The organism is Actinomycetota bacterium (assembly GCA_035540895.1).
In the GTDB taxonomy this organism is placed as follows: Bacteria; Actinomycetota; JAICYB01; order JAICYB01; family JAICYB01; genus DATLFR01.
This window is the reverse complement of sequence record DATLFR010000235.1, coordinates 1-21,949: the sequence shown is the minus strand read 5'-3', so window position 1 is coordinate 21,949 and position 21,949 is coordinate 1. Positions and strand designations below refer to the sequence as shown.

Genomic DNA, 21,949 nt, shown 5'->3' with positions numbered 1-21,949 from the left:
CCTGACGTCGTGGGTCATCGGTCCCCTACGGGTGGCCGGACGGGCCGCGGTTCGCTCGTCGGCGGCGACGGCGCCCCTGCCGCGGCCCGTCCGGCCACCCGTAGGGGACCGATGACCCACGACGTCAGGATCGTGGAGGGCGACCTGAAGCAGGTGAACACCTGGGGGTACGCCCCGAAGCAGCTCCAGGCACAGACGGGAGACACGGTCGTCTGGACGAACACGGGCTCCGTGGACCATACGGTGACCGCCGACGATGCGAGCTTCGACTCCGGGAACCTGGCCGGCGGCGCCACCTTCAGACGGACCTTCACCGCGCCCGGGGTATTCGCCTACAAGTGCGCGCCCCACCCGTGGATGACCGCGGTCGTGGTGGTGGCGGACACACCCGAGGAGGCGGCGGCGACCGCGCTGGACGTGGACGCGGGAGCGGGTCCGGGTCCGGGGGCGGTCCTGGCGAGCAAGGCGGGCCGTCCCGGCACTGCGCCTCCAGCCTCGCCCGCCGAGGAGGCCCTCGAGGCGCTCCGGGGCGTCAGCATCCCCCTCCCGGTCGCCCTGGGACTCGAGGTGCTGTTCATCGCGCTGTCGGCGGCCTGGCTGCTCGGCGGAACGAGCCCCCTCCGTCAGAGGACGGACGGACGTCAGGACATCACCGACGCCGGCGCACCCTAGCCGCACCGATGGACAGACGCCTCCTCGAGCGACTCATCCTGCCCGTCGCCCTGCCCGTCGGGGCCCTGCTCGCGATCCTGGTGATCGCGGTCGGCCTGTCGCGGGTCCTGCTGGCCGTCTCCGCGGAGGTGGCGGCCACCGTCGCGATAGCACTGGCCGTCCACGTCCTGTTGGTGGCCTCCCTGGTCGCTGCGCTCCCGGGGGTCAGGCCGGCCCGGGTCCGCGGTCTCGTGGCCATCACCACCGTCGTCGTGGTGGTCGGCGGGATCGTCGCCTCGCGGGCCATCCCATCTGGACACCACGAGCAGGACCACGGCGCGTCACCGGCCACCACGCTCGAGGTCGCCGCCGAGGAGATGGCCTTCACGCCGAACCAGCTGACCGCGTCGAGCGGGATGGTCGAGTTCACGATGACCAACGCCGGGGCCATCGCCCACACCCTGGTCATCGAAGGGATCGACGGGTTCAAGCTGGCCACCCCGGCGTCCGGGGACACCGACTCCGGCACCGTCACGCTCGGAGCGGGGTCGTACGTGTACTTCTGCGACGTCCCCGGTCATCGCGAGGCGGGGATGGAGGGGCAGCTGGAGACGAGCTGAGCCCGACCGGGGTCAGCTGAGAGGGGGGAGGTCGATCGCCACCCCGGCCACCTTCACGACCGGGAAGAGCCCCCGGTAGTCGGCCGAGTACCGGTGATCCCCCGCGCGCCGGGAGACGAGGGGCAGGAGTCCTCGCCCCGCGGTGCCGGCCACGTCGGGCAACTCGTAGGCGACCTCGATCTCCCCCTGGGAGTACACGGACGCGTCGAGGACCCCCACGAACGTCTCCCGTCCGGTGCCGAACCCGAACTGCACGCCCTCCGCGTACCCGGCCCCCGGCGCGACCACCTGCGTGCCGCCCTCGGCATCAGCGTGACTGACGTCGATCACCTCGCCGGACCCGATCGGGGTGCACCGGTGCTTGCCCTGGACGCGGATATCCACCAGCCACTGGTCCTGGGGAGCCGACCGGCTCCCGTCCGTCCCGAAGGCGACGACGTCGTAGACCCCGGGAGCCAGGCCCGGCGGGATCTTCATGCGTCCACGCGCCAGCGGCACGTCCGGCCCGGGCGCCGCCTGGCTCAGATGGGTCTGGCCGTCCGTCCGGACCACCGTACGGTGGGGGTGCGACCCACGGGAGTGGACGCGCCAGGCGACCGGCTCGCGGGTCACGGCGTCCAGGACGAACACCCCTTGGACGAGATGCCAGGATTCCGAGGAGCCCACCGGGCGCGACCGCGTCCCCCTGATCTCGAGGCCGATGTGGTTCGACCCCTGCTCGCGCAGGTCGAGCCGGATGGCCCTGAAGCCGGGCGTGGGGCCGCCCGCGGTGCACCTCGTCGTCTCCTCGGCCGCCGCCGCTCCGCCCGAGGACAGCACGAGGGCGAGCGCGACGAACAGGTGGCGGACATCTCGCATGCCCTCCTACTTCGGGGCCGCGGACGGTTTCCCTGCGGGGAGGGATCAGGGGGTTCGTGAAGAATGATGCCACCGTCGTATCCCACGTCGGAGCCGAGTCGATGCCTAGAAGAGCCCCCCTGATCCTCGTCGCCTGCCTGGCGGCTGCCCTACTCCCCACCGGTCCCACCTCGGCGCACGAGGCCGAGTGCGCGCGGCCCACGCTCGGCGGATCATGGACCCGGATGGGCAACGATCTGCAGAACACGCGGGCCCAGACCGCGGAGCACTACCTGGACCCCCTGCACGTGGCTCAGCTGCGTCCCGCCTGGACCTTTGACGCCAACCGGTGGACCCGCGGGCGCAACAACGAGATCACCGGCTACCCGATCGTGGCCGACGGGTGCGTCTACGTCGGGTCGTCCACCGGCAACCGAGCGCCGGGCTGGGTCTTCGCCATGGACGCGGACACCGGCGACCTGGTGTGGAAGCGACACGTGCCGGACGGCGGCGTCTACTCGACGCTGGCGGTCGAGGACGGACGAGTCTTCGCCTTCGTCTCCAGGATCGACGCGCCGTACGTGCTGGCGCTCGACCAGGCCACGGGCAAGGAGCTGTGGAAGACGACCGTCGACCACCAGATCGGCTCCGACGCGGTCTCGAGCCCCATCGTCTACGACGGCATGGTCTGGGTCGGCGTCTCCGGCACGGCAGCCGAGGGGGACGAGTCGGAGCGACACGGCTTCCAGGGCTCTTTCTCCCTCCTGGACGCGGTCACCGGCGAGGTGATCAGGAAGACCTGGGCCATCCCGCCGAGCGAGTGGGAGGACGGGTACGCCGGCGCAGCCATGTGGGGCACGATCGCGATCGACCCTGAGACGAAGACCGGGTTCATCGGGACCGGCAACCCCTTCGACTACGAGGACGAGCACGACCACACGAACGCGGTCGTGAAGGTGGACCTCGACCGACAGAGCCCGACCTTCGGCGAGATCGTGGGCAGCTACAAGGGGGACGTGGAGGAGTACTTCCCCGATCTGGCGGACACGCTTCCCTGCGAGGAGTTCGAGGAGATGGAGGACGTGTTCGTGGCCGGGTTCGAGTGCGGCAACCTCGACCTGGACTTCGGGTCCACCCCGAACATCTTCCGCGACTCGACGGGCCGCAAGCTCGTGGGGGCGGGGCAGAAGTCCGGTGTCTACCACGTCTTCGACCCCGAGACGATGGAGCCGGTCTACAAGTCCCTGCTCGGGTTCCCGTCTCCCGTCGGAGGGATCGTGGGTTCGGCGGCGGTGGCCGACGGCGCCATCTACGGGCCACACACGGTCGGGGGGTACCTGTGGTCGATCGACGCGGACGACGGCGCCCTGCGGTGGGTCTCGCCCACCGCAGACGGCATCCATTGGGGCAACCCCGTCACCTACGCCAACCGGGTCGTGTACACGGTCGACCTGAAGGGGTTCCTGACCGCCAACGACTCGATCAGCGGCGCTCCGCTGCTCGCGTGGCCCATCCCCCTCGGCTCCGAGACCCGGACCGACCCCGCGATCACGTGGGGTGGGGTGACGGTCGCGCGCAACTCGGTCTACGCCAGCGTCGGGGTCGGCCTGACCTCGGCGGGGCTCCCGTCGATGCCGAACGGCTTCGTCGTGGCCTTCCTGCCACAGACCGTCAGCCTCTGACCGCCCGGTAGCCCTCCGGGCGTCGTCAGTGGGCGTGGGACAGGTGTCCACGGACCACGGACGCTTCGACCGGGCCCATGTTCAGCGAACCCAGGGCGATGTCCGGCGACATAACGCTGCACACGCTCAGCGGGCGTCCACGCAGCACGTTCTGATGGCCGTGTCCGCAGGTCGTGTAGTGGTGGTGGGCGCCGAACAGGTGGGCGATCTCGTGCGCGGCGATGATCGCCCCGTAGAAGGTGTCCCTTCCCTTCTCTCCCACCGCGAAGGCAGTCATGGGCGAGCGCGCCCCCTCGACGCAGAGGGCCCGGCCCGCGACGGCGCGACCGGACGGTCCTTCGCTCAGGTCCTTCGTTGTGAGGATGTAGACCGCGTCGTACCCCTCGGGCACGTACCCGCCCACCTCGGCCCGCGCGAGGGAGAAGAGGGGGCCGCTGTCCACGGGGTCGGCTGTGTCGAAGGCGACCCTGCGATAGTCGACGTCGAGGTCTATCTCGGCCGTGTCGAAGGTCGATGCCGCTCCCGCCATCACCTCGGAGGCGTACCCGTCATCCACCCCGTCGAGCAGGACGAGGACGGACGCGTGCAGCCGGTCGGTCCCCTCCGTGCCGGCTGGACCCTCGACCCGATCGGGTAGGAAGTCGGAGGTGCACGATTCCTCCACGTCCATCGGGGTCCGGGTGAGTGCGGCCTGGCCGCGGTACTCCAGCTCCGTGGCGGTCAGGTGGCCGATCCTCAACGAGACCCGAACCGTGTACGGGGCCCTCCCCGGGCCGTGTCGGAAGATGGCCGGCTTGAACCCCCTGTTGTCGTCGTGGCCCTGGCCGACGAGCACGCCCGTGGCATCCAGCACGTCGAAGCTGATCGCCTGAGACGGACTGGTCCGCTGGAGCCGCGGGGCCACCGCGACCCACCGTCCTGCCGGCGCGTCGACGTCCAGGGTGTACAGGTCACACCCGGGATGGGACACGTGGGCACATGTCGCCGTCCCCACGATGTAGCCGGTCTCGAGCCTGAGCCGGCCCGACCAGGTGACCTCGGGCGAAGCATCCGTGAGCTCTGACCGTCTCTCGTCCGCCACCGACGGCGTCCCGGCGCTCGCGATCAAGACGGCGACCATCAAGACGTGGAACCGACGCATCCCTGCCTCCTCGTGCCCCTTGCCCATGTCCGTTTACACCCGAAAACTACGACGTGAGGGAGGTTCGTCTTACAGCCCGCACGGAGGCTAGCGAACGCACCGGCGGTTCCGCGCCCGTCCACGTCAGCGCACCGGGCAGGAGTCCCCCCCCTGCGCGGCGAACCCCATCTCGACCCGGTCGCAGGCCGGGTCCCACGTATGGGGAGCCCTGGGGAGGGTCGAGAATGCTGCATGCGATGAACGGTCCACGGCGGCTGGCTGCGACGATGCTGAGCGTCTGTCTGGTGCTCGGGGTGGTGGTGGTGACGGGTGCTCCGTCCTCCGCGTCCACCTTCGAGGCGCGCGGGAGCGTGGAGCAGGTGTACGTCACCGGCCTGCAACCGGGGGCCGAGGTCTCCCTGGTGACTCCGGGAGGAGACACCCTGAGTTCCCGTCCGGCCAACGACCTGGGCGGTGCTCTCTTCCGCGAGGTCCCACCCGGGGAGGGGTACCGGGTGCGGTCCGGGGACGCCGAGTCCCCTCCGCTCGTCGTGCACGACGCCTCCCCGGCGCCCTGGGACCCGAGCATCTACGACCAGCAGATCCGTCCGACCGGCTACTCCTACCTGACCACCCGGGACGGGACGAAGCTGGCGCTCACGGTCCACCCCCCGACGAGCCCGGCCGGCCTCCCGGGGGTCCCCCAGGGCACCCAGCTCCCGGACGGACCCACCTCCTACCTCCCGCCCTACCCGACCCTGATCGAGTACACCGGGTACGGGAACGCCAACCCGTCGGGCCCGCAGAGCGCGATCGCCGTCCTCGCCAACGCGATGGGCTTCGCCGTCGTGAGCGTCAACATGCGGGGGACCGGCTGCTCGGGCGGGGCCTTCGACTTCTTCGAGCCCCTGCAGAACCTCGACGGCTACGACGTCATCGAGACGATCGCGAACCAGCCGTGGGTGCTCCACAACCACGTGGGGATGCTCGGGATCTCCTACGGCGGTATCAGCCAGCTCTTCACGGCACAGCTCAGGCCGCCCAGCCTGGCCGCGATCACTCCGCTGTCGGTGATCGACGCCACCGCGACCACGCTGTATCCGGGAGGGATCCTCAACACCGGCTTCGCGGTCGAGTGGGCGCGGGGACGCCAGCGCGACGCGTTGCCCGCCGGTCCGGGCAGGGGCCAGCCCTGGGCATGGCAACGGATCCAGAACGGCGACACGGTCTGTGCTGCGAACCAGGCGCTGCGTCCGGATGCGGCCGACCTGATGGCCAAGGTCGAGGAGAACGACCACTACGTCGCGTCCGTGGCCGACGCCGTCAGCCCGGTCACCTTCGTCCACCGGATCAACGTGCCCACCTTCCTGGTCTGCCAGTGGCAGGACGAGCAGACGGGGGGACACTGTCCGGAGCTCGCCTCCCGGTTCACCGGGACCGACAAGAAGTGGTTCACGTTCACGAACGGCCCGCACATCGACGCCCTGATCCCGCAGATCTACAACCGGTGGTACAGCTTCCTGCAGCTGTACGTGGCGAAGAAGGCCCCCGCCGAGAGCCAGGCGGTCACGAAGGCGGCCGCGCCGGTCATCTACCAGTCCGCGATGGGGCTCCCGCAGACGGAGGTCGTCACGTTCCCGCCCGACCCGATCCACCTGATGCCCACCTACGAGATGGCGCTGGCCGCGTTCGAGGCGCAGCCGCAGGTGCGGGTCCTGTTCGACAACGGAGCGGGAGTGTCACCGACCGGACAGAGGACGCCCGGGAACCCGTACGCCGCGTTCGAGCGGTCCTTCACCTCATGGCCGATCCCTGGGACATCGGCCCGGACCTGGTACCTCGGACCCAACGGGAGCCTGTCGGACACGCTCCCGCCCACCCCGGGCGTGGACCGGTACACCTCTGACGCGTCGGCCCTTCCGCTGACGAACCACGGACCCCGGACCGGTGGCGGGGGGTTGTGGGGCAACGCGACGCAGTGGCAGTGGGACTGGAAGCAGAACCCGGCCGGGACCGCGGTCTCCTACGTGTCCGCGCCACTAGCCGCGGACACCACCGTCGTGGGTGCGGGTGCCGTCTACCTGTGGGTGGGGTCCTCGACGCCGGACGTCGACCTGCAGGCGACGATCAGCGAGGTGCGACCCGACGGCAAGGAGACGTTCGTCCAGAACGGGTACATGCGAGCGAGCGTCCGGAAGCTGTCCGGCGACTCCAGCAACATGTTCAAGACGCCGAGCACCCTGCTGCGTCCCATCCCGTCCTACCTCGAGGCTGACGCGGAGCCGATGCCGCAGGACGGCAGCTTCGTCCAGGTGGCGATCCCGCTCTACTACCAGGGGCACGTCTACCGGACGGGGTCGCGGATCCGGGTGACGCTCGCCGCGCCGAACGGCGCGCAGCCCTTCTGGTCGTTCGGCCGGACGCAACCCCAGGGAACCACCTCGGAGGTGTCGATCGCGTCAGCGCCGACGCAGCCATCGAAGCTCGTGCTCCCGGTGGTCCCGGGGGGCCGGGCCCCGACGCCGCTGCCCGCTTGCCCCAGCCTGCGCAGCCAGCCGTGCCGCACCTACCAGCCGATCACGAACCTGACGGCGGACTGAAGCTCCATATCGCCGGGCGAGAGTGAGGCGTACCCGCGCGCTCTCGCCCGGCGATACTGCTGTCGTAGATGCCCATAGGCTCCGCGTTCGAGGAGGTACTGGCCGCCGCGCGCGCGGGGGGCGACTGGGCGTGGCGGATCCTCTACGAGGACCTGGCTCCCGCCGTGCTGGGGTACCTGCGGGCGCGGGGAGCCCGCGACCCGGAAGACCTGCTCGGTGAGGTGTTCCTGCAGGTGGTCCGCGACCTCCCCGGGTTCGAGGGGGACGAGGCGGGCTTCAGGGCCTGGGTGTTCGTCATCGCGCACCGACGCCTCGTGGACGACGTGCGCAGACGCACCCGGCGGCCGGAGACGCCCGTCGCCCACGAGCAGCTGGAGCCGCAGCCCTGGACGGGGTCCGTCGAGGGCCAGGCTCTCGACGCGGTGGCGGGGGAGAGGGTGCGCGCGGTGATCGAGGGACTCGTCCCGGCTCAGCGCGATGTCCTGCTCCTGCGGATCATGGGCGGGCTCACCATCGAGGAGATCGCCGAGGCCGTCGGGAAGCGTCCGGGTGCGGTGAAGGCGCTGCAGAGGCGGGGCCTCGCCGCCGTCCGGCGCGCCCTCGATGCCGGGTGACCCGTACCCCTCCGGCCCCCAGAGACGATTCAACTGACGAGATGGCACACGACGACCGCACAGACAACTGGCTCTCCGACCCCAGGCTCTCCGGGTTCGCGGAGGATGTCCGCCGCGCATACGTGAGGCCCGTGACCAGCGAGATCGCGGACCGGCACCTCGCAGCGGTCGCGGCTGAGTACCAGGCGATGGAGGGGGTCTTCGTTCCCGCCGCCGCCCGCGCGACGACGCGGAGGCGCTTCGCAGTTACCGGGCTCGCCGGGAAGGTGGCCGCCGCGGCGCTCGGCCTGACCGTTGCCACGGGCGCAGCCGCCGCGGCGGGAGCGCTCCCCGCTCCGGCGCAGGACGCGGTGGCCAAGGCGGCCCAGAAGGTCGGCTTCACGGTCCCCTCGTCCGAGGAGGACGCTCAGGTCGCATCGGAGGACGCCACGAACACCGACGGCGACGAGCAGGACGCTCCCGCCGCTGGCCAGGGCAAGCGCGTGGACGGTGCCGTCCGCGACGTCTCGAAGGACGACTCGCTCGAGGGGCGCGACAAGGGCGAGGCCGTCTCGGGGACGGCGAGCCAGAACCGCCAGGACACCGAGCGCCGCCCGACCACCCCGGCGAGGCCGACCAGCGGGGGCGCGGGCAACAACCCGACCGACCACGGATCGGGCTCGGCCCCCGATGGACAGCAGGGTTCCCCGCAGACCGGATCGGACCGAGCCGAAGAGGGTCAGTCGCGCAACCCGACCGGCAAGGGCAGGCCGGCCGGCTAGGGCACCCCGGTCCCACGAACTCAGAGCGCCCCGGGCCTACGGCCCGGGGCGCATTCACGTCTCGGGTCAGGGTTTCGCGGCGACCTTCACGTTCGGGAGGCGGTCGACGGCCATGGTCGAGAGGCAGTCCGAGAGGAGACGTGACGGAGCGACCAGGGTCAAGCGGCGGTCGGTGTCGTACAGCGCTCGCGCCAGCCGCTCGAGCGCCCGCATCCCGTCGACGTCGAGGAAGCGCAGGCTCGAGACGTCCAGCGTGACGTGGTGGTCGATCCTCGCGACGGCTTCCAGGGTCCTCCAGAAGGTGGCCCCGACGGCCATATCCACCTCGCCGCGCAGGGCCAGTCCGTCCGCATCGCCCGAACTGGTCCAGTAGGCGGGCCTGGCTCCCAGATGCGCCGGGTGCGCAGCGAGGATGTCTCGGACGTGAGACCCGGAGCTCCAGGATCCGTCGTAGATGCACAGCGACATGAGGGGCGACGTCCGGATCGTGCGGTCGGCCAGGAGCTCGTACTCGACGATCGACTCGATCTCCACGCCGTCGCGCAGGAGGGCCGTGGGATCGCCCGCCGCGCACAGCCCCGCGTACCCGTCGGCGACGGCGAGGTCCGCCTGCTGGCGGAACCGGGCCACCGTCTCCCCCCCATGGAAGGCCCAGGCGGGAGGGTAGATTTCCGAGGCGCTGAGCATGACCAGCGTGCCCTCGTCCTGGAGCGCCGGTACGTCCAGGCCCGCCGCGGTGAGCTGGTCGGCGACCTCCTCGGGGGAGAAGCGGTCGCATGCGTAGAAGAGCCGGCAGCCCAGCTCCAGGCCACGCATGAAGTAGGCGCACAGGACGGGGGCGTGCTCCTCGGGCCGGTCGATGGTCCAGCAGATGTGGTCGCCGAGCGACATCTGTCCTGGATCGGCGATGCGGCCGTCCACGCGGGTTCCCCCCTCGAACATGCACAAATCTACCGTCGCGCCCGCGGGATGGCCAGCCCCCAGGTGGGGGAGCGGCGCCCGCGGGGCGTGATCGCGGGAGACTATGAGGTATGAACAGCGCTGCCAGGCTGCTCGTCGTCGACGACGACGAACGGATCCTAGAGATAACCCGGGTCGCCCTCGAGGAGGAGGGGTACCGGGTCGACACCGCTCAGAACGCCGAGGAGGCGATGGAGCGGATCCAGCAGAGGATGCCCGACCTCCTGGTGCTGGACGTGATGCTTCCCGGCAAGGACGGGTTCGAGCTCTGTCGCGACATCCGCCGCTCCAGCGACGTCCCGATCATCCTGCTGACCGCGAAGACGGACACCATCGACGTGGTCGTCGGCCTGGAATCCGGTGCGGACGACTACGTGACGAAGCCCTTCGAGATGCGGGAGCTCCTCGCCCGCATGAGGTCGCTCCTGCGACGCGTCCGGCACCGCACGGAGGGCGAGCCGAAGGTGATGCGGGTCGGCTCCCTGGAGATAAGGCCGGAGGAGGGCGTCGCCCTGAAGCAGGGGGAGCCCCTCTCCCTCACCCGCACGGAGTTCCGGCTGCTCTGCACGATGGCCGCGAAGCCGTCCCGGGTCTTCACGCGGGAGGTCCTGCTCGAGGAGGTGTGGGGGTACGACTACTTCGGCGACGCCAGGCTCGTCGATGTCCACATCCGTCGTCTCCGCTCCAAGATCGAGGACGACCCCGCCCGACCGCACCTCCTTCAGACGGTCCGCGGTATGGGCTACAAGGTCGCCGAGGGCTGACGACGGGGGACGCGGCGTGAGAGCGCTGTCGAAGGGGACGCTGAGGTTCCGGATCGCGTTCGCGTTCTTCGGCGGCGCGCTGATAGTGAGCGGGGTGGTCGCCTCTGCCACCTACCTGCTGGCCGACACGTACCTCACGCGCCAGCGCGCTGACTCCCTCGTCCGTCAATCGTTCAACAGCCTGCGGTTCGCGACCGAGTACCTGGCCCGTCCGGAGCCGCAGCGGTCGACCGACGAGCTCGTCTCGTTCCTGAAGGCGCGTGGGACCGCGGAGATCCTGGTCATGGACGGGGATCGCGCCGTCGCGTCCTCCGTCTCCCTGGTGCCGGCGGCGATCCCGCGGGAGCTTTCGCAGGCGGTGGAGGAGGAGAGGGTCGCCTACATCTCGACGGGCGAGACGCCCCGCAGCTTCGTGTTCGGCTCCCCGATCCCGAGGTCGAACCTCGACGCCTACTTCGTCTACTCCCTGGAGGATCTCGACGACACCCTCTGGCTGCTCGCGCGCATCCTGCTCGGGGTCGTCGGCGGCACCGTGCTCCTGGCCGGCGTCCTCGGTTTCCGCCTCGCCGCGCGCACGATCGAGCCCCTCCGCCGGGCGAGCGAGGCCGCCCAGCAGGTGGCGGAGGGGCTGCTCGAGACCCGGCTCGAGGAGACGGGCGACGACGAGCTCGGAACGATGGCGGCCTCGTTCAACTCGATGGCCCGGGCCCTCCAGGAGCGGATATCCCGCGAGAGGCAGTTCGTCGCGGACGCGTCCCACGAGCTGCGCACGCCACTCACCGCGCTGAAGACCTCCGTCGACTTCCTGGCCGACCACTGCGACGACCTCCCCCCGCGGATGCGGTCGATCGTCTCCCTGGCGGCCGAGGAGGTCAGGTCCCTCCAACGGTTGGTGGACGACCTACTCGAGCTCTCCAGGGTCGAGGCGGGCGGGGTTCACGTGTCCTGGGAGGACGTCGACCTGGGCGCGTTCGCGGTCGAGGTGGCCCGCCGCCGGGCCCCCGGGAGGCCGGTCTACGTCACCTCGCCCGATGACGGCCTGGTGGTCAGGACGGACAAGGCGCGGCTGGAGAGGGTGGTCGGGAATCTGCTCGAGAACGCGATCGTGCACGGCAACGGACAGGACGTCCAGATCGCGGTCGAGCAGCTGGACGGCCACGCCAGGGTGATGGTGGCCGACCGCGGACCGGGCATCGAGCAGGAGAACCTGGACCGCATCTTCGAGCGGTTCTGGCGGGCCGATCAATCGCGCCGGCGGGGACGGACCACGGGAGCGGGGCTGGGGCTGGCCATCGCCCGCGAGAACGCCCACGTCCTGGGGGCGGACCTAGAGGTGGAGTCGTCGCCGGGAGCCGGGACGCGGTTCACGGTCCTGCTGCCGATGGCCGGGGAGGGTGCTCAGTGACCGTCCTGGCCCGGGTGCTCGTGCTGGTCGCGCTGGCTGCGACCATCGGGTGCGCGCGGGGCAGCGAGCTGACCGTCCTCGAGTCCCTGCCCGAGGACCTGTACGCGAGCCCCACCCCCGCCCCGCAGGTGGGCGACGTGTCGCTCGTGCGGGTCTTCTTCACGCAGGGGGACCGCCTGGTGGCCGTCCGGCGGCAGGTGATCGGGTCGCGGGGGGTCGTGGAGTCGGCGATGGCCGACCTGCTGCTGGGTCCGACGCCCGAGGAGCTCGAACGAGGCGTGAACACGGCCATCCCGCCGGGGGCCGAGATCCTCGCCGTCGAGGTCTCGGGAGGCCTGGCGACCATCGACCTGTCCAAGGAGTTCGAGCTGAGCGCGGAGCAGTCGGTCTTGGTGCTCCGACTCGGCCAGGTCGTCTACACGCTCACCGACCTCAACCGGGTGACGAAGGTACGGTTCGAGATCGACGGGGTGCCCGTCAGCGTCATCGGCCAGGACGGGTCGCTGAGAGAGGGTCCGGTCGGGCGGGAGGACTACCCGGGACTCTGGTCCTGAGCTAGACGGCCGGCCGCACGCCCTCGTCGGTCATCCGACGGGCGAGGTGGGCCTGGTAGCACGGCTGGTGGTAGCTCTCCTCGTCGACCCAGACGAGGACGTCCCCCGGCGCTGCGATGTCGCGGCCGCAGAACGCGCACGAACCGATCACCTTCGGCTCGACGCGGGAGGTGACGATGGGCAGGTCGGTCATCGCCAGTAAATCTGCCCCTGGGACATCGCGGAGAGCCGACGACCGTGTTACGGGATCGTGACGAAAGGGACCGCGCCCCGTGGCAGCTTGGGCGCACGGAGTGGTCCCGGCCGGTCAGGGGTTCGGCCGGAACAGGGACAGAACCTCTTCGTGAACCCGGCCGTTCGTGCTCAGGGCCGATCCTCCGGCGATCGTGCGGCTCCCGTTGAGGTCGGTGAACCGACCCCCGGACTCCTCCACGATCACGATGAGGGGGGCCAGGTCCCAGACCGCCACGACCGGCTCCACCATCACGTCGACGGCGCCGGACGCCACCAGCATGTGCCCCCAGAAATCCCCCAGGCCACGGCTCGTCCTCACCGCTCGGATCGCGCGCTCGAACCCCCCGCCCCACCCGAACTGCTCGAAGTGACGCCACGTCCCGTACGAGAGGTAGACCTCGGCGAGGTCGTCCACGGCGGACACCCCGATCCGCTCGCCGTTGCGGTACGCGCCGCCGCCGCGGACCGCGTGGTACCGCTCGCCGAGGGCTGGTGCGCTCACGACTCCCGCGACGACCTCGCCGTCCACCGCGTGGGCGATCAGCGTCCCCCAGATCGGGACCCCGGAGGCGAAGTTGATCGTCCCGTCGATCGGGTCGACGATCCAGGTCGGTGCGTCCTGCGTGTCGGGACCTCCCTCCTCCTCGCCCAGGACGGCATGGGTCGGGAACGCGGCCGAGATCTCCGTGCGCAGAGCTCGCTCCACGGCCTCGTCGGCCTCGGTGACGATCGTCCCGTCGAACTTCCGACGGGCGGCCGGGTCACGGCGGAAGTACCCCATGGACAACCGGTCGGCCACCTCGGCCAGGTGCTGGGCGAAATCGAGGACGTCGCTCATCGGTAACCGCGAGCCGCCACCGGCCACGTGTCCACCACCTCGTCGTCGCTGATCGCGTACAGGACCTCGTGGAGGTTCACGGTCGGGTCCACGTGCGAGGGACGCAGCCACATCCGGTCGCCGGGACGACGGTCGAACCCCTCCGAGGTGGCGAGCGTGGTGTGCTCGTCGGACAGGAAGAAGACCACCGCCGGGGTGCCTCCCGGGAGCTCCGGGTCGCCGTGGTCGGTGGCCAGCGCCTTCAGGCCCCCGTCGAGGACCGCTATCTGCCCCTGCACGCTGAGCACCGTGGTGAGGCAGCGCAGCGCCTCCTCGAACGGGAGGCCGTAGCGAGCGTAGGCGGTGTCCATCAGCGCGTAGCTCCCGGCCTGCACCTCGGTGACGCCCTCGATGGCTCCCGTGACGTCGTAGGTGCCGGTCCCGCCCGCACTCACGACCTCCACCTCGAACCCGTCCGCGCGCAGTCGGTCCGCCGCCTCGAGCAGCTGGCCCATGGAGTCGCGCGCGGTCTCCGCCCGCGCCGCAGGGTCGGGCATAGCCATCGCATGGCCCTCGTACCCCATGACCCCGACCACCCTCCTCCCGGCGTCGGAGACGGCCCGGGCGACGTCCACCACGCCCTCCACCGGGACACCGCAGCGGGGGAGCCCGACGTTCACGTCCACCAGTACGTCCACCTCCACGTCGCGCAACAGGGCCGCGCCGTAGGCCGAGTCCACGGCGAGCGTCACGTGCGCCCGGTCGCTCAGCTCGCTCAGGCGCCGGAGCTTGGCGGGGTCCAGGACCTCGTTCGCGACCAGGAGGTCGTCGAACCCGTGGTCGGCCATCACCTCCGCCTCCCGGACGGTGGCGCAGGTGAAGCCGGAACAACCGGCCTCGGCCTGCAGACGGGCGATGGCCGGCGTCTTGTGCGCCTTCAGGTGCGGCCGGAGCGAGCTCGGACGGTCGTCGAACCACCGCGCCATCCGTTCGATGTTGCGCCGGAGGGCGTCGATATCGACGCACAGGGCGGGGGTCGGCAGTTCGTGGATCCTCATGACCTCGGCATATGCTGGAAGTCGTCGGGGTACGGTAGCCCACGGCGGGTCTCGGCCGCACCACTCGGGAGGGTCATGATCGGGTCGAAGGGCGACCGCGCAACGGGGGACCTGATACGCGAGGTCGCGGGCGACCTCCAGCTTCTGGTCCGCAAGGAGCTCGAGCTGGCGCGGACCGAGCTCGTCGAGGGGGTCACCGCCAAGGTGAAAGGGGCGGGCCTGGCCGCGGGAGCCTTCCTCCTAGTCTTCCCAGCCCTTCTCTTCCTCTTCGTGGCGCTGGCCCTGTGGCTCCCGCGCATCCTGCCGGTCTCGGTCGCAGGCGGGTTCCTGATCGTGAGCCTGCTGATGTTCCTGTTCGCGGGGCTCGTGATCGGCATCGGCATCAAGATCTTCAGGTCGGGCAGGCCGGGCGTGGCATCGACGGTCGAGTCCGTGAAGGAGGATGTGCGATGGGCACGCGGACATCTGAGGTCCTGAAGGAGATAGAGCAGATCCGTGACCGGCTCGACGCGAACCTCGTCGAGCTCGAGACCCGGATGCCTCCGATCGCCCGGCTCGGCCGCAAGGCCATCGGCATCGCCGTCGGCGGGGGAGCCGGTTCCGCGGCCCTGCTGATCGCGGTGAAGAAGATCCGCGGCGGGAAGGACGAGCGCAAGGCGAAGGGGCGCGAGGACGAGCGGGTCATCGTCCAGCCGGCTCCCGTCGTGGTGAAGCTCCTGCCTGCGGGCGCGGTCCCGGTGGCGGTCCTCGCGGTGGCCACGTGGGCGGGGGTCCGGGTCACGGAGGCGTGGCTGTCCCGGATGGGCGGGCGGAGCGGCTCCCGCGACGCGGTCGTCCGGCCGCTACCGGCGCGGTCGACGGGCTAGAAGCCGCCCGAGAAGAGCCAGCTCGCGATCGGCCGTCGCTTCTGCCAGAGGCGGGCCTCGGACGGACGGATCTTCGTGCCGCAGTCCCGGCATCGGACCGCGGCTCCCCCCGACCGGCGCCGCACCGACATGCGCAGGCGCCGACTCCCGCACACGCGGCAGTGACGCGCATGAGTGCGGTACCCGTGCGTCATCGCCCTCCCTCCGCGACACCCAGGCTGTGGACCACAGGGTACCGATGCTGGCAAGACAACCTGTCGCGACGCGTGGCCCGGGTCGTATCCTCGGACCCCATGTCCACCCGTCGCGCCCGCTCCTCCCAGGTCGTTCTGCTCGGCCCCCACGGCGTCGCCTGCGAACGCCTGGAGGTGGCGCGGGGCGCGGTCGCGAGCGCGCGGGGTCTCCTCGGCCGCTCGTCGCTCGGGCCGGACGAAGGGCTCCTGCTGAAGGCCCGGCGCGTGCACACGTTCGGGATGAGGTTCCCCATCGACGCCGTCTTCTGTGGGCGCGACCTGCGCGTCGTAGGGGTCGAGACCCTGGAGCCGAACAGGCTCTCCCGCCGGTACCGAGGAGCGCGTCGGTGCGTCGAGCTCGCCGCGGGCGCCGCCTCCCGGGCCGGGATCGTACCCGGCGTCACCCTCCGGACGGGACAGCGATGACCGGACGCCTCTACGTCGTCTCCACGCCGATCGGGAACCTGGCCGACATCACCCTGCGGGCGGTGAGGGTCCTCAACGAGGTGGACGTGGTCGCGGCGGAGGACACCCGAGCCGCCGGGAGGCTGCTGAAGCACCACGACGTCTCGACCCCGCTCGTCTCCTACCACGAGCACAACGAGGACGTCCGCACGCCCGAGCTGCTGCAAAGGCTGCACTCGGGGGAGGACGTGGCGATCATCTCCGAGGCCGGGACACCGTCCATCTCCGACCCGGGATACCGGCTCGTCCGGGCGGCGATCGCCGACGGTCTCGTGGTGGAGCCGATCCCGGGCGCGTCCGCCCTGCTCGCAGCCCTGGTCGTCTCCGGGCTCCCGACCGACTCCTTCATCTTCGAGGGGTTCCTGCCCCGACGCGCCGCCGAGCGGCGCAAGCACCTGGAGAGCCTGCGCTCCGAGAGGCGCACGCTCGTCCTCTTCGAGTCGCCGCATCGCGTCGACGCCTGCCTGACCGACCTCGCCGAGGTGTTGGGCGACCGGCCCGCCGCGTTGTGCCGAGAGCTCACGAAGATGCACGAGGAGGTACGACGGGGGACCCTGTCCGAGCTCGCCGCATCCGTCCGGCGGTCGCCGGTGAAGGGAGAGCTGGTCCTGGTCGTGGCGGGGGCCGTCCCCCAGCCCCCCGACCTCGACGCCGCGGTGTCCGAGGCCCTCGCGGCGATCGAGGAGGGGTCCAGCGTGCGGGACGCGACCCGTGAGGTGTCCGGCCGGCTCGGGGTGCCGCGACGCGCGCTGTACGATCGGGTCCTCGCCGCCCGTCCGGGAGCCCCGTCATGAAGGACACCTGGTACATCACGACCCCGATCTACTACTCGAACGACGTCCCACACATCGGGCACGCGTACACGACGGTCGCGGCCGACTTCCTCTCCCGATGGCACCGGCTCCAAGGCCGCCGCGTCCACTTCCTCACCGGGACGGACGAGCACGGGTCGAAGCTCGCCCAGGCCGCCGAGGACAAGGGCCTCACCCCGCAGGAATGGGTGGACACGATGGCGCCACGGTGGAAGCAGCTGTGGCAGCGCCTGGACATCACCAACGACGACTTCATCCGGACCACCGAGAGCCGTCACAAGGAACCGGTGGCCCGGTTCATGACCGAGCTCTACGAGAAGGGGGACATCTACCTCGGCACCTACGAGGGCCTCTACTGCGTGCGGTGCGAGGAGTTCAAGACGCCGACGGAGGCGGCGAACGGGCTGTGCCCGGTCCACGGCTCCCCCCTCGAGCAGCTCTCGGAGGAGAACTACTTCTTCCGGCTCTCCGCCTACAACCAGGCCCTCATCGACCACTACACGGCCAACCCGGGCGCGATCTCCCCCGAACGCGCGCGCAGCGAGGTCCTCGGCCGCCTGCGCGACGGGCTGCGAGACATCCCGATCAGCCGGGCCACCGTCTCCTGGGGTATCCCGCTGCCCTGGGACCAGGCTCACGTGATCTACGTGTGGATCGAGGCGCTGCAGAACTACATCACCGCGGTTGGGTACGGGTCCGACGAGGAGAGGTTCGGCGCCGTCTGGCCGGCCGATGTCCACCTGATAGGGAAGGAGATCGTCTGGCACCACGCGATCGTGTGGCCGGCCATGCTCCTGGCCGCCGGGCTCGAGCTTCCCAGGTGCGTCTTCGCCCACGGGTGGCTGCTCGCAGGCGGCGAGAAGATCTCGAAGTCGGGCAAGGCGATCACCCAGATCTCGCCCGACGAGCTCGTCTCCCAGTTCGGGGTGGACGGCTACCGGTACCACTTCCTCCGCGCCGTCACCTTCGGCGACGACGGAAACTTCTCCCTCGAGGACATGCACGCCCGCTACAACGCCGACCTCGCCAACGACATCGGCAACCTGGCCAGCCGGACGGTAGCCATGGTCTCCCGCTACTTCGACGGGGTGGTGCCGGGCGCGGCCGCTGCCGAGGGTCCGGAGGCGGGTCTGCTCGAGGTCGCCCGGTCCGCCGTGGTCAACGCCGACGCCCTCGTCGCGGAGATGCGGATCACGGAGGCCATCGCCGTCGTGTGGGAGATCGTCCGGCACGCCAACCGCTACCTCGTCGAGCGGGAGCCCTGGAAGCTGGCCCGCGACGAAGCGAACCTCCCGCTGGTCGGGGCGATCCTCAACACGGTCGCCGAGTCCCTGGCCCGGGGGGCCGCGCTGCTGTGGCCCGCCATGCCGGGGGCCATGTCCGAGCTGTGGTCGCGGCTCGGGTACGAGGGGGAGCCCGTCCTGGAAGCCCCACCTGCCGAGGGGAACCGGGTCCGGACCGCGGACCCTCTGTTCCCGCGCCTGGAGGACGCGTCCGTTTGACGGCGTCCGTCACGGACACGCACTGCCACCTCTCGCACTGCGCGGGTGAACCGGCCGAGATCGTCGCCGACGCCCGGCGCGCCGGCGTGGCCCGGCTGATCGATATCGGGATGGGGATAGAGGAGTCGCTCGCAGCCGCGCAGCGGACGGGCGACGGCGTCTACGCCTCGGTCGGGGTCCACCCCAACGACCTGAGCGACTGGAAGCGGGACCGCAGCGGCACGTTCTCGACCCTGCGCGAGCTCCTGTCCCGTCCGGGTGTCGTCGCGGTGGGGGAGACCGGTCTGGACCGTTACCGAGACCGCGAGGACCCGATGGACCAGCGCCGGGCGTTCGCCGACCACATCGAGCTCGCCCACGAGACCGACCGGACCCTCGTGATCCACTGCCGCGAGGCGCACGCGGAGGTGCTCGAGGTGCTCGAGGAGGTCGGACCTCCCCCGCGCGTCGTCATGCACTGCTTCTCGGGCGACGTGGAGCATGCCCGGGCGTGCGCCGACCGGGGGTACTGGTGCTCGTTCGCCGGCAACATCACCTACCCGCGCAACAGCGAGCTGAGGGAGGCGGCGCGGGTCCTGCCGCGCGAGCTGCTGCTCGTCGAGACCGATGCTCCGTACCTGGCTCCCGTCCCCCATCGGGGCAAGCCGAACCGGCCCGCCCTGGTCGGGGTCACGGCGGACGCGCTCGCCGAGGTGCTGGGCGAGGACCCGCCCGCCCTGCGCGAGAGGGTCGAGCGCAACACCGAGGCCGCTTTCCTGCTCCCGCGGCCCGCCGCGAACGGAGGTTCGTAAGGGTCCTTTGCCGAGGTCTCACCCCGGTGATAGCGTCCTGCGGGTCCCGTCTTCGGCCGCTCCACGGAGCACACGGGACCGATGAACCCATGCAGAGACGACTGGTTCGCGCGCTCGTACTCGTCACGGCGCTCGCTGCGCCGGGCCTCGCCTTCGGAGGGGAGAAGTTGGTCCACCTCGACGTGGAGGGGTCCATCCGCCCCGTCGTCACCTACGCCTCGAGCGGGCCGGAGCTGGTCGAGCGCAAGGGTCTCGGCTCTCCGATGAGGGTGGACGCGCCCGGATCGATCTCGGCCGGGGACACGGTCCGCGTCCGGCGCGCCAAGCCCGTGACGCTACTCGTGGACGGGGAGCCGCGTCGGGTGGTGGTGCACGGGCTGACGGTGGGGGAGGCTCTGTCCGAGCTCGGGCTGTCCGTCGACGATCACGACCACCTCACCCCGCCTCCAGACACGCCGGTGATCGACGGGCTCCCGGTCGTCGTCCGCAACGCAGTGGCGACGACCGTCGTCGTGGACGGCCGCTCACGCGAGATCCTCTCGAGCGCCGACACGGTAGGCCGGATGCTGTCCGAGGCCGGGATCGAGGTGGGGCCCCACGACATAGTGCGTCCACCACCTTCGACCTCACCGGGGGACGGCATGTCGGTCAGGGTCGTCCGTGTGAGGACGGCCGTCCAGACGCGTACCCTTCCGATCCCGGCTCCCGTCGAGGAGCGGCCCGACCCGTCCCTGCCCGCCGGGCAGCGACGGATCGCGAGCGAGGGCGGGCCGGGGACCCGGACCGTCCGACAGCGCCTCGTCTTCCACGACGGTGAGATCGTGGCGCGGACGACGCTCGACTCCCGTGTCGAGCGCAGGCCGGAGCCGAAGGTGGTGCGGGTGGGCACGGCCCGCGCGCCCCGCAACGTCCAGGAGGGGGTTGCCTCGTGGTTCCGGGCGCCCGGTCTGACCGCCGCGCACCGCACGCTCGCGTTCGGGACCGTGGTCAAGGTCACCAACCTCTCCAACGGGCGGTCGGTGCACGTCACGATCCGCGACCGCGGGCCCTTCGTCGAGGGCCGGATCATCGACCTCTCCCATGGGTCGTTCGAACAGCTCGCTCCGCTCAACACCGGGACCTTCAGGGTCCGCATCGAGTGGTGACCGGCTCCCGGCCCGCCGGTCCCTGAGGGTCTCCCGGGCGCCCGCCGCCCACAATGGGGGGATGACGGAGCTCTTGACGCTCACCCGGGCCCGAGCCCTGCTCGCGCGCCACGGCCTGGCCGCCCGGCGCAGCCTCGGACAGCACTTCCTCGTCGACCCGAACACGGTCCGCAAGATCGTGCGGCTGTCCGGCGTGGGACCCGGGGACACGGTCCTGGAGGTGGGGCCGGGTCTCGGCTCGCTGACGCTCGGCCTGGCCCAGGCCGCCGGACGGGTCGTCGCCGTCGAGCTGGACGCCAAGGTCGCCGACGTGCTGCGCGAGGTCGTCCCTCCGTCCGTCGAGGTGGTCGTGGCCGACGCCCTGCGAGCCGACCTCGGCTCCCTCGTCGCCGGACCGGCCCTGCTCGTGGCCAACCTGCCCTACAACGTGGCCACCCCGATCATGGCCCGGGTGCTCGACGAGGTGACGGAGATCCGCGGCGGACTCGTGATGGTCCAGCGGGAGCTGGGGGAGAGGTGGACCTCGCCTCCGGGGTCGCGCGCGTACGGCGCGATCAGCGTGAAGTTCGCCTACCACGCCTCCGCCGAGGTGGCCGCGGCGGTCCCGCGCACGGTGTTCCTGCCGCCGCCGAAGGTGGCGTCGGTGCTCGTGCGGTTCGAGCGCCTCGCTCACCCGGCGGTGGAGGTGGACGACCCCCGGGCCTTCTTCGCCACCGTGTCCGCCGCCTTCGGACACCGGCGCAAGACGATGCTCAACGCGCTGACGGCCTCGGGCCTCGACCGTGAACGCGTCCGGGAGGCCCTCGCCGAGGCCGGGATCGACCCCCAGGACCGCCCGGAGCGCCTGGACGTCCACCGCCTCGCGGACCTGCACCGGGCCCTGGGGCGATGATGCGCCGGCTGGGGGCCGGACCCCCGAGGAGGGTCGTGGTGACCGGCTCGGCGAAGGTGAACCTGGGCTGGCTCGTCTCGCCGCCCCGCCCCGACGGGTTCCACCCGGTCGCCGGGCTCGTCCAGACGCTCTCGCTGCACGACACGCTGACGATCACGACCGGAGACCCGACCGACCGCCCAACCGCCCTCGTCGACGGGGAGCCGCTGACGCTGTCCACGACCGGACCCGAGGCGTCTCCCGCGTTGGACACCGAGGAGAACCTGATCGTCCGAGCGGCCCGGCTGGTCGCGGGCCGGACGGCCCCCCTCCCGACGACCGTCGCCCTCGAGAAGAGGATCCCCGTCGCCGCGGGTCTCGGAGGAGGCAGCGCGGACGCGGCCGCGGCGCTGGTGGGACTCTCGGCCGCCTGGGGGGCGAAGCGCTCGGTGGGCGCGCTGCTCGACCTCGGCGCCCGCCTCGGGAGCGATGTCCCACCGATCCTGCTCGGCGGGCTCGTGGCGGTCTCCGGGAAGGGGGAGCGGGTCCAGGGGGCAGGGTGCGGCGCCGGGTACGCGGTAGTGCTC

General features: G+C 71.2%; 25 protein-coding genes. 18 read left to right on the top strand and 7 right to left on the bottom strand.

The annotated features are described in order from the left end of the window. The first annotated feature begins 111 nt into the window (after positions 1-111). The gene (locus VM840_13125) at positions 112-672 is read left to right on the top strand and encodes a plastocyanin/azurin family copper-binding protein (GenBank protein ID HVL82525.1); all 561 of its coding nucleotides are present in this window, start codon (positions 112-114) and stop codon (positions 670-672) included. A gap of 8 nt (positions 673-680) precedes the next feature. Continuing rightward, the gene (locus VM840_13120; protein ID HVL82524.1) at positions 681-1,271 is read left to right on the top strand and encodes a plastocyanin/azurin family copper-binding protein; all 591 of its coding nucleotides are present in this window, start codon (positions 681-683) and stop codon (positions 1,269-1,271) included. Positions 1,272-1,283: 12 nt separating this feature from the next. Here VM840_13120 and VM840_13115 read toward each other — a convergent pair whose 3' ends face one another. After that, positions 1,284-2,129: a hypothetical protein gene (locus VM840_13115; protein ID HVL82523.1), complete on the bottom strand. Its 846-nt coding sequence runs from the start codon at positions 2,127-2,129 to the stop codon at positions 1,284-1,286. Positions 2,130-2,230: 101 nt separating this feature from the next. Between VM840_13115 and VM840_13110 the strand changes: the two genes are divergently transcribed. After that, positions 2,231-3,790 (top strand): PQQ-binding-like beta-propeller repeat protein, encoded by a 1,560-nt coding sequence (locus VM840_13110; GenBank protein ID HVL82522.1) that lies wholly within the window; start codon positions 2,231-2,233, stop codon positions 3,788-3,790. Positions 3,791-3,815: 25 nt separating this feature from the next. Here VM840_13110 and VM840_13105 read toward each other — a convergent pair whose 3' ends face one another. Continuing rightward, positions 3,816-4,931 (bottom strand): zinc-dependent metalloprotease family protein, encoded by a 1,116-nt coding sequence (locus VM840_13105; protein ID HVL82521.1) that lies wholly within the window; start codon positions 4,929-4,931, stop codon positions 3,816-3,818. A 236-nt stretch (positions 4,932-5,167) separates the two neighbouring features. Between VM840_13105 and VM840_13100 the strand changes: the two genes are divergently transcribed. From VM840_13100 to VM840_13090, 3 genes are all read left to right on the top strand, one after another. Next, positions 5,168-7,510 carry a CocE/NonD family hydrolase gene (locus tag VM840_13100; GenBank protein ID HVL82520.1) on the top strand — a complete coding sequence of 781 codons (2,343 nt, stop codon included), beginning with the start codon at positions 5,168-5,170 and terminating at the stop codon, positions 7,508-7,510. 68 nt (positions 7,511-7,578) lie between these two features. Continuing rightward, the gene (locus VM840_13095) at positions 7,579-8,124 is read left to right on the top strand and encodes a sigma-70 family RNA polymerase sigma factor (protein HVL82519.1); all 546 of its coding nucleotides are present in this window, start codon (positions 7,579-7,581) and stop codon (positions 8,122-8,124) included. A 41-nt stretch (positions 8,125-8,165) separates the two neighbouring features. Beyond that, entirely contained in the window at positions 8,166-8,885 is a 720-nt protein-coding gene (locus tag VM840_13090; protein ID HVL82518.1) for a hypothetical protein, read from the top strand. 66 nt (positions 8,886-8,951) lie between these two features. Here the strand turns inward: VM840_13090 and VM840_13085 are convergent, their stop codons facing one another. Next, positions 8,952-9,827, bottom strand: coding sequence for an MEDS domain-containing protein (locus VM840_13085; protein ID HVL82517.1), 876 nt, complete (start codon positions 9,825-9,827; stop codon positions 8,952-8,954). An 89-nt stretch (positions 9,828-9,916) separates the two neighbouring features. Between VM840_13085 and VM840_13080 the strand changes: the two genes are divergently transcribed. From VM840_13080 to VM840_13070, 3 genes are read left to right on the top strand one after another with little or no spacing between them, the layout of a single operon-like run. Then, entirely contained in the window at positions 9,917-10,609 is a 693-nt protein-coding gene (locus VM840_13080; protein HVL82516.1) for a response regulator transcription factor, read from the top strand. A gap of 16 nt (positions 10,610-10,625) precedes the next feature. Next, a complete protein-coding gene (locus VM840_13075) occupies positions 10,626-12,014 on the top strand; it encodes a HAMP domain-containing sensor histidine kinase (protein HVL82515.1) in 1,389 nt (462 codons plus the stop codon). Continuing rightward, positions 12,011-12,568 (top strand): GerMN domain-containing protein, encoded by a 558-nt coding sequence (locus tag VM840_13070; protein HVL82514.1) that lies wholly within the window; start codon positions 12,011-12,013, stop codon positions 12,566-12,568. Before VM840_13075 ends, VM840_13070 begins: the two co-directional genes overlap by 4 nt. A gap of 1 nt (position 12,569) precedes the next feature. Here the strand turns inward: VM840_13070 and VM840_13065 are convergent, their stop codons facing one another. The 3 genes from VM840_13065 to VM840_13055 all read right to left on the bottom strand — a co-directional run bounded on the left by VM840_13065 (position 12,570) and on the right by VM840_13055 (position 14,677). Continuing rightward, entirely contained in the window at positions 12,570-12,761 is a 192-nt protein-coding gene (locus tag VM840_13065; protein HVL82513.1) for a hypothetical protein, read from the bottom strand. A 114-nt stretch (positions 12,762-12,875) separates the two neighbouring features. Further along, on the bottom strand, positions 12,876-13,640 hold the full coding sequence (locus VM840_13060; protein ID HVL82512.1) for an inositol monophosphatase family protein: 765 nt from the start codon (positions 13,638-13,640) through the stop codon (positions 12,876-12,878). Next, positions 13,637-14,677 (bottom strand): alanine racemase, encoded by a 1,041-nt coding sequence (locus VM840_13055; protein ID HVL82511.1) that lies wholly within the window; start codon positions 14,675-14,677, stop codon positions 13,637-13,639. The genes VM840_13060 and VM840_13055 overlap by 4 nt, the downstream gene beginning before the upstream one ends. A 75-nt stretch (positions 14,678-14,752) precedes the next feature. Between VM840_13055 and VM840_13050 the strand changes: the two genes are divergently transcribed. Then, a complete protein-coding gene (locus tag VM840_13050; protein HVL82510.1) occupies positions 14,753-15,154 on the top strand; it encodes a phage holin family protein in 402 nt (133 codons plus the stop codon). Further along, positions 15,127-15,543, top strand: a complete 417-nt coding sequence (locus VM840_13045) for a hypothetical protein (GenBank protein HVL82509.1) — start codon at positions 15,127-15,129, stop codon at positions 15,541-15,543. The genes VM840_13050 and VM840_13045 overlap by 28 nt, the downstream gene beginning before the upstream one ends. On the opposite strand, the gene VM840_13040 is transcribed toward VM840_13045, so the two are convergent. Then, entirely contained in the window at positions 15,540-15,674 is a 135-nt protein-coding gene (locus VM840_13040) for a hypothetical protein (protein ID HVL82508.1), read from the bottom strand. The two genes, VM840_13045 and VM840_13040, sit on opposite strands and share 4 nt — an antisense overlap. A 162-nt stretch (positions 15,675-15,836) precedes the next feature. On the opposite strand from VM840_13040, the gene VM840_13035 reads away from it, so the two are divergent. The 7 genes from VM840_13035 to VM840_13005 all read left to right on the top strand — a co-directional run. Beyond that, a complete protein-coding gene (locus VM840_13035; GenBank protein ID HVL82507.1) occupies positions 15,837-16,202 on the top strand; it encodes a DUF192 domain-containing protein in 366 nt (121 codons plus the stop codon). Next, positions 16,199-17,035: a 16S rRNA (cytidine(1402)-2'-O)-methyltransferase gene (gene rsmI / locus VM840_13030; GenBank protein ID HVL82506.1), complete on the top strand. Its 837-nt coding sequence runs from the start codon at positions 16,199-16,201 to the stop codon at positions 17,033-17,035. Before VM840_13035 ends, rsmI begins: the two co-directional genes overlap by 4 nt. Then, positions 17,032-18,555, top strand: coding sequence for a methionine--tRNA ligase (metG, locus tag VM840_13025; GenBank protein HVL82505.1), 1,524 nt, complete (start codon positions 17,032-17,034; stop codon positions 18,553-18,555). The genes rsmI and metG overlap by 4 nt, the downstream gene beginning before the upstream one ends. Next, positions 18,552-19,346 carry a TatD family hydrolase gene (locus tag VM840_13020; GenBank protein HVL82504.1) on the top strand — a complete coding sequence of 265 codons (795 nt, stop codon included), beginning with the start codon at positions 18,552-18,554 and terminating at the stop codon, positions 19,344-19,346. The genes metG and VM840_13020 overlap by 4 nt, the downstream gene beginning before the upstream one ends. Before the next feature lie 89 nt (positions 19,347-19,435). Then, complete coding sequence (locus VM840_13015) at positions 19,436-20,491, top strand: ubiquitin-like domain-containing protein (protein HVL82503.1); 1,056 nt, start codon at positions 19,436-19,438, stop codon at positions 20,489-20,491. 61 nt (positions 20,492-20,552) lie between these two features. Beyond that, a complete protein-coding gene (gene rsmA, locus VM840_13010; protein ID HVL82502.1) occupies positions 20,553-21,383 on the top strand; it encodes a 16S rRNA (adenine(1518)-N(6)/adenine(1519)-N(6))-dimethyltransferase RsmA in 831 nt (276 codons plus the stop codon). A 38-nt stretch (positions 21,384-21,421) separates the two neighbouring features. Continuing rightward, positions 21,422-21,949: 4-(cytidine 5'-diphospho)-2-C-methyl-D-erythritol kinase (locus VM840_13005; GenBank protein ID HVL82501.1), on the top strand; the 528-nt coding region annotated here is incomplete at its 3' end.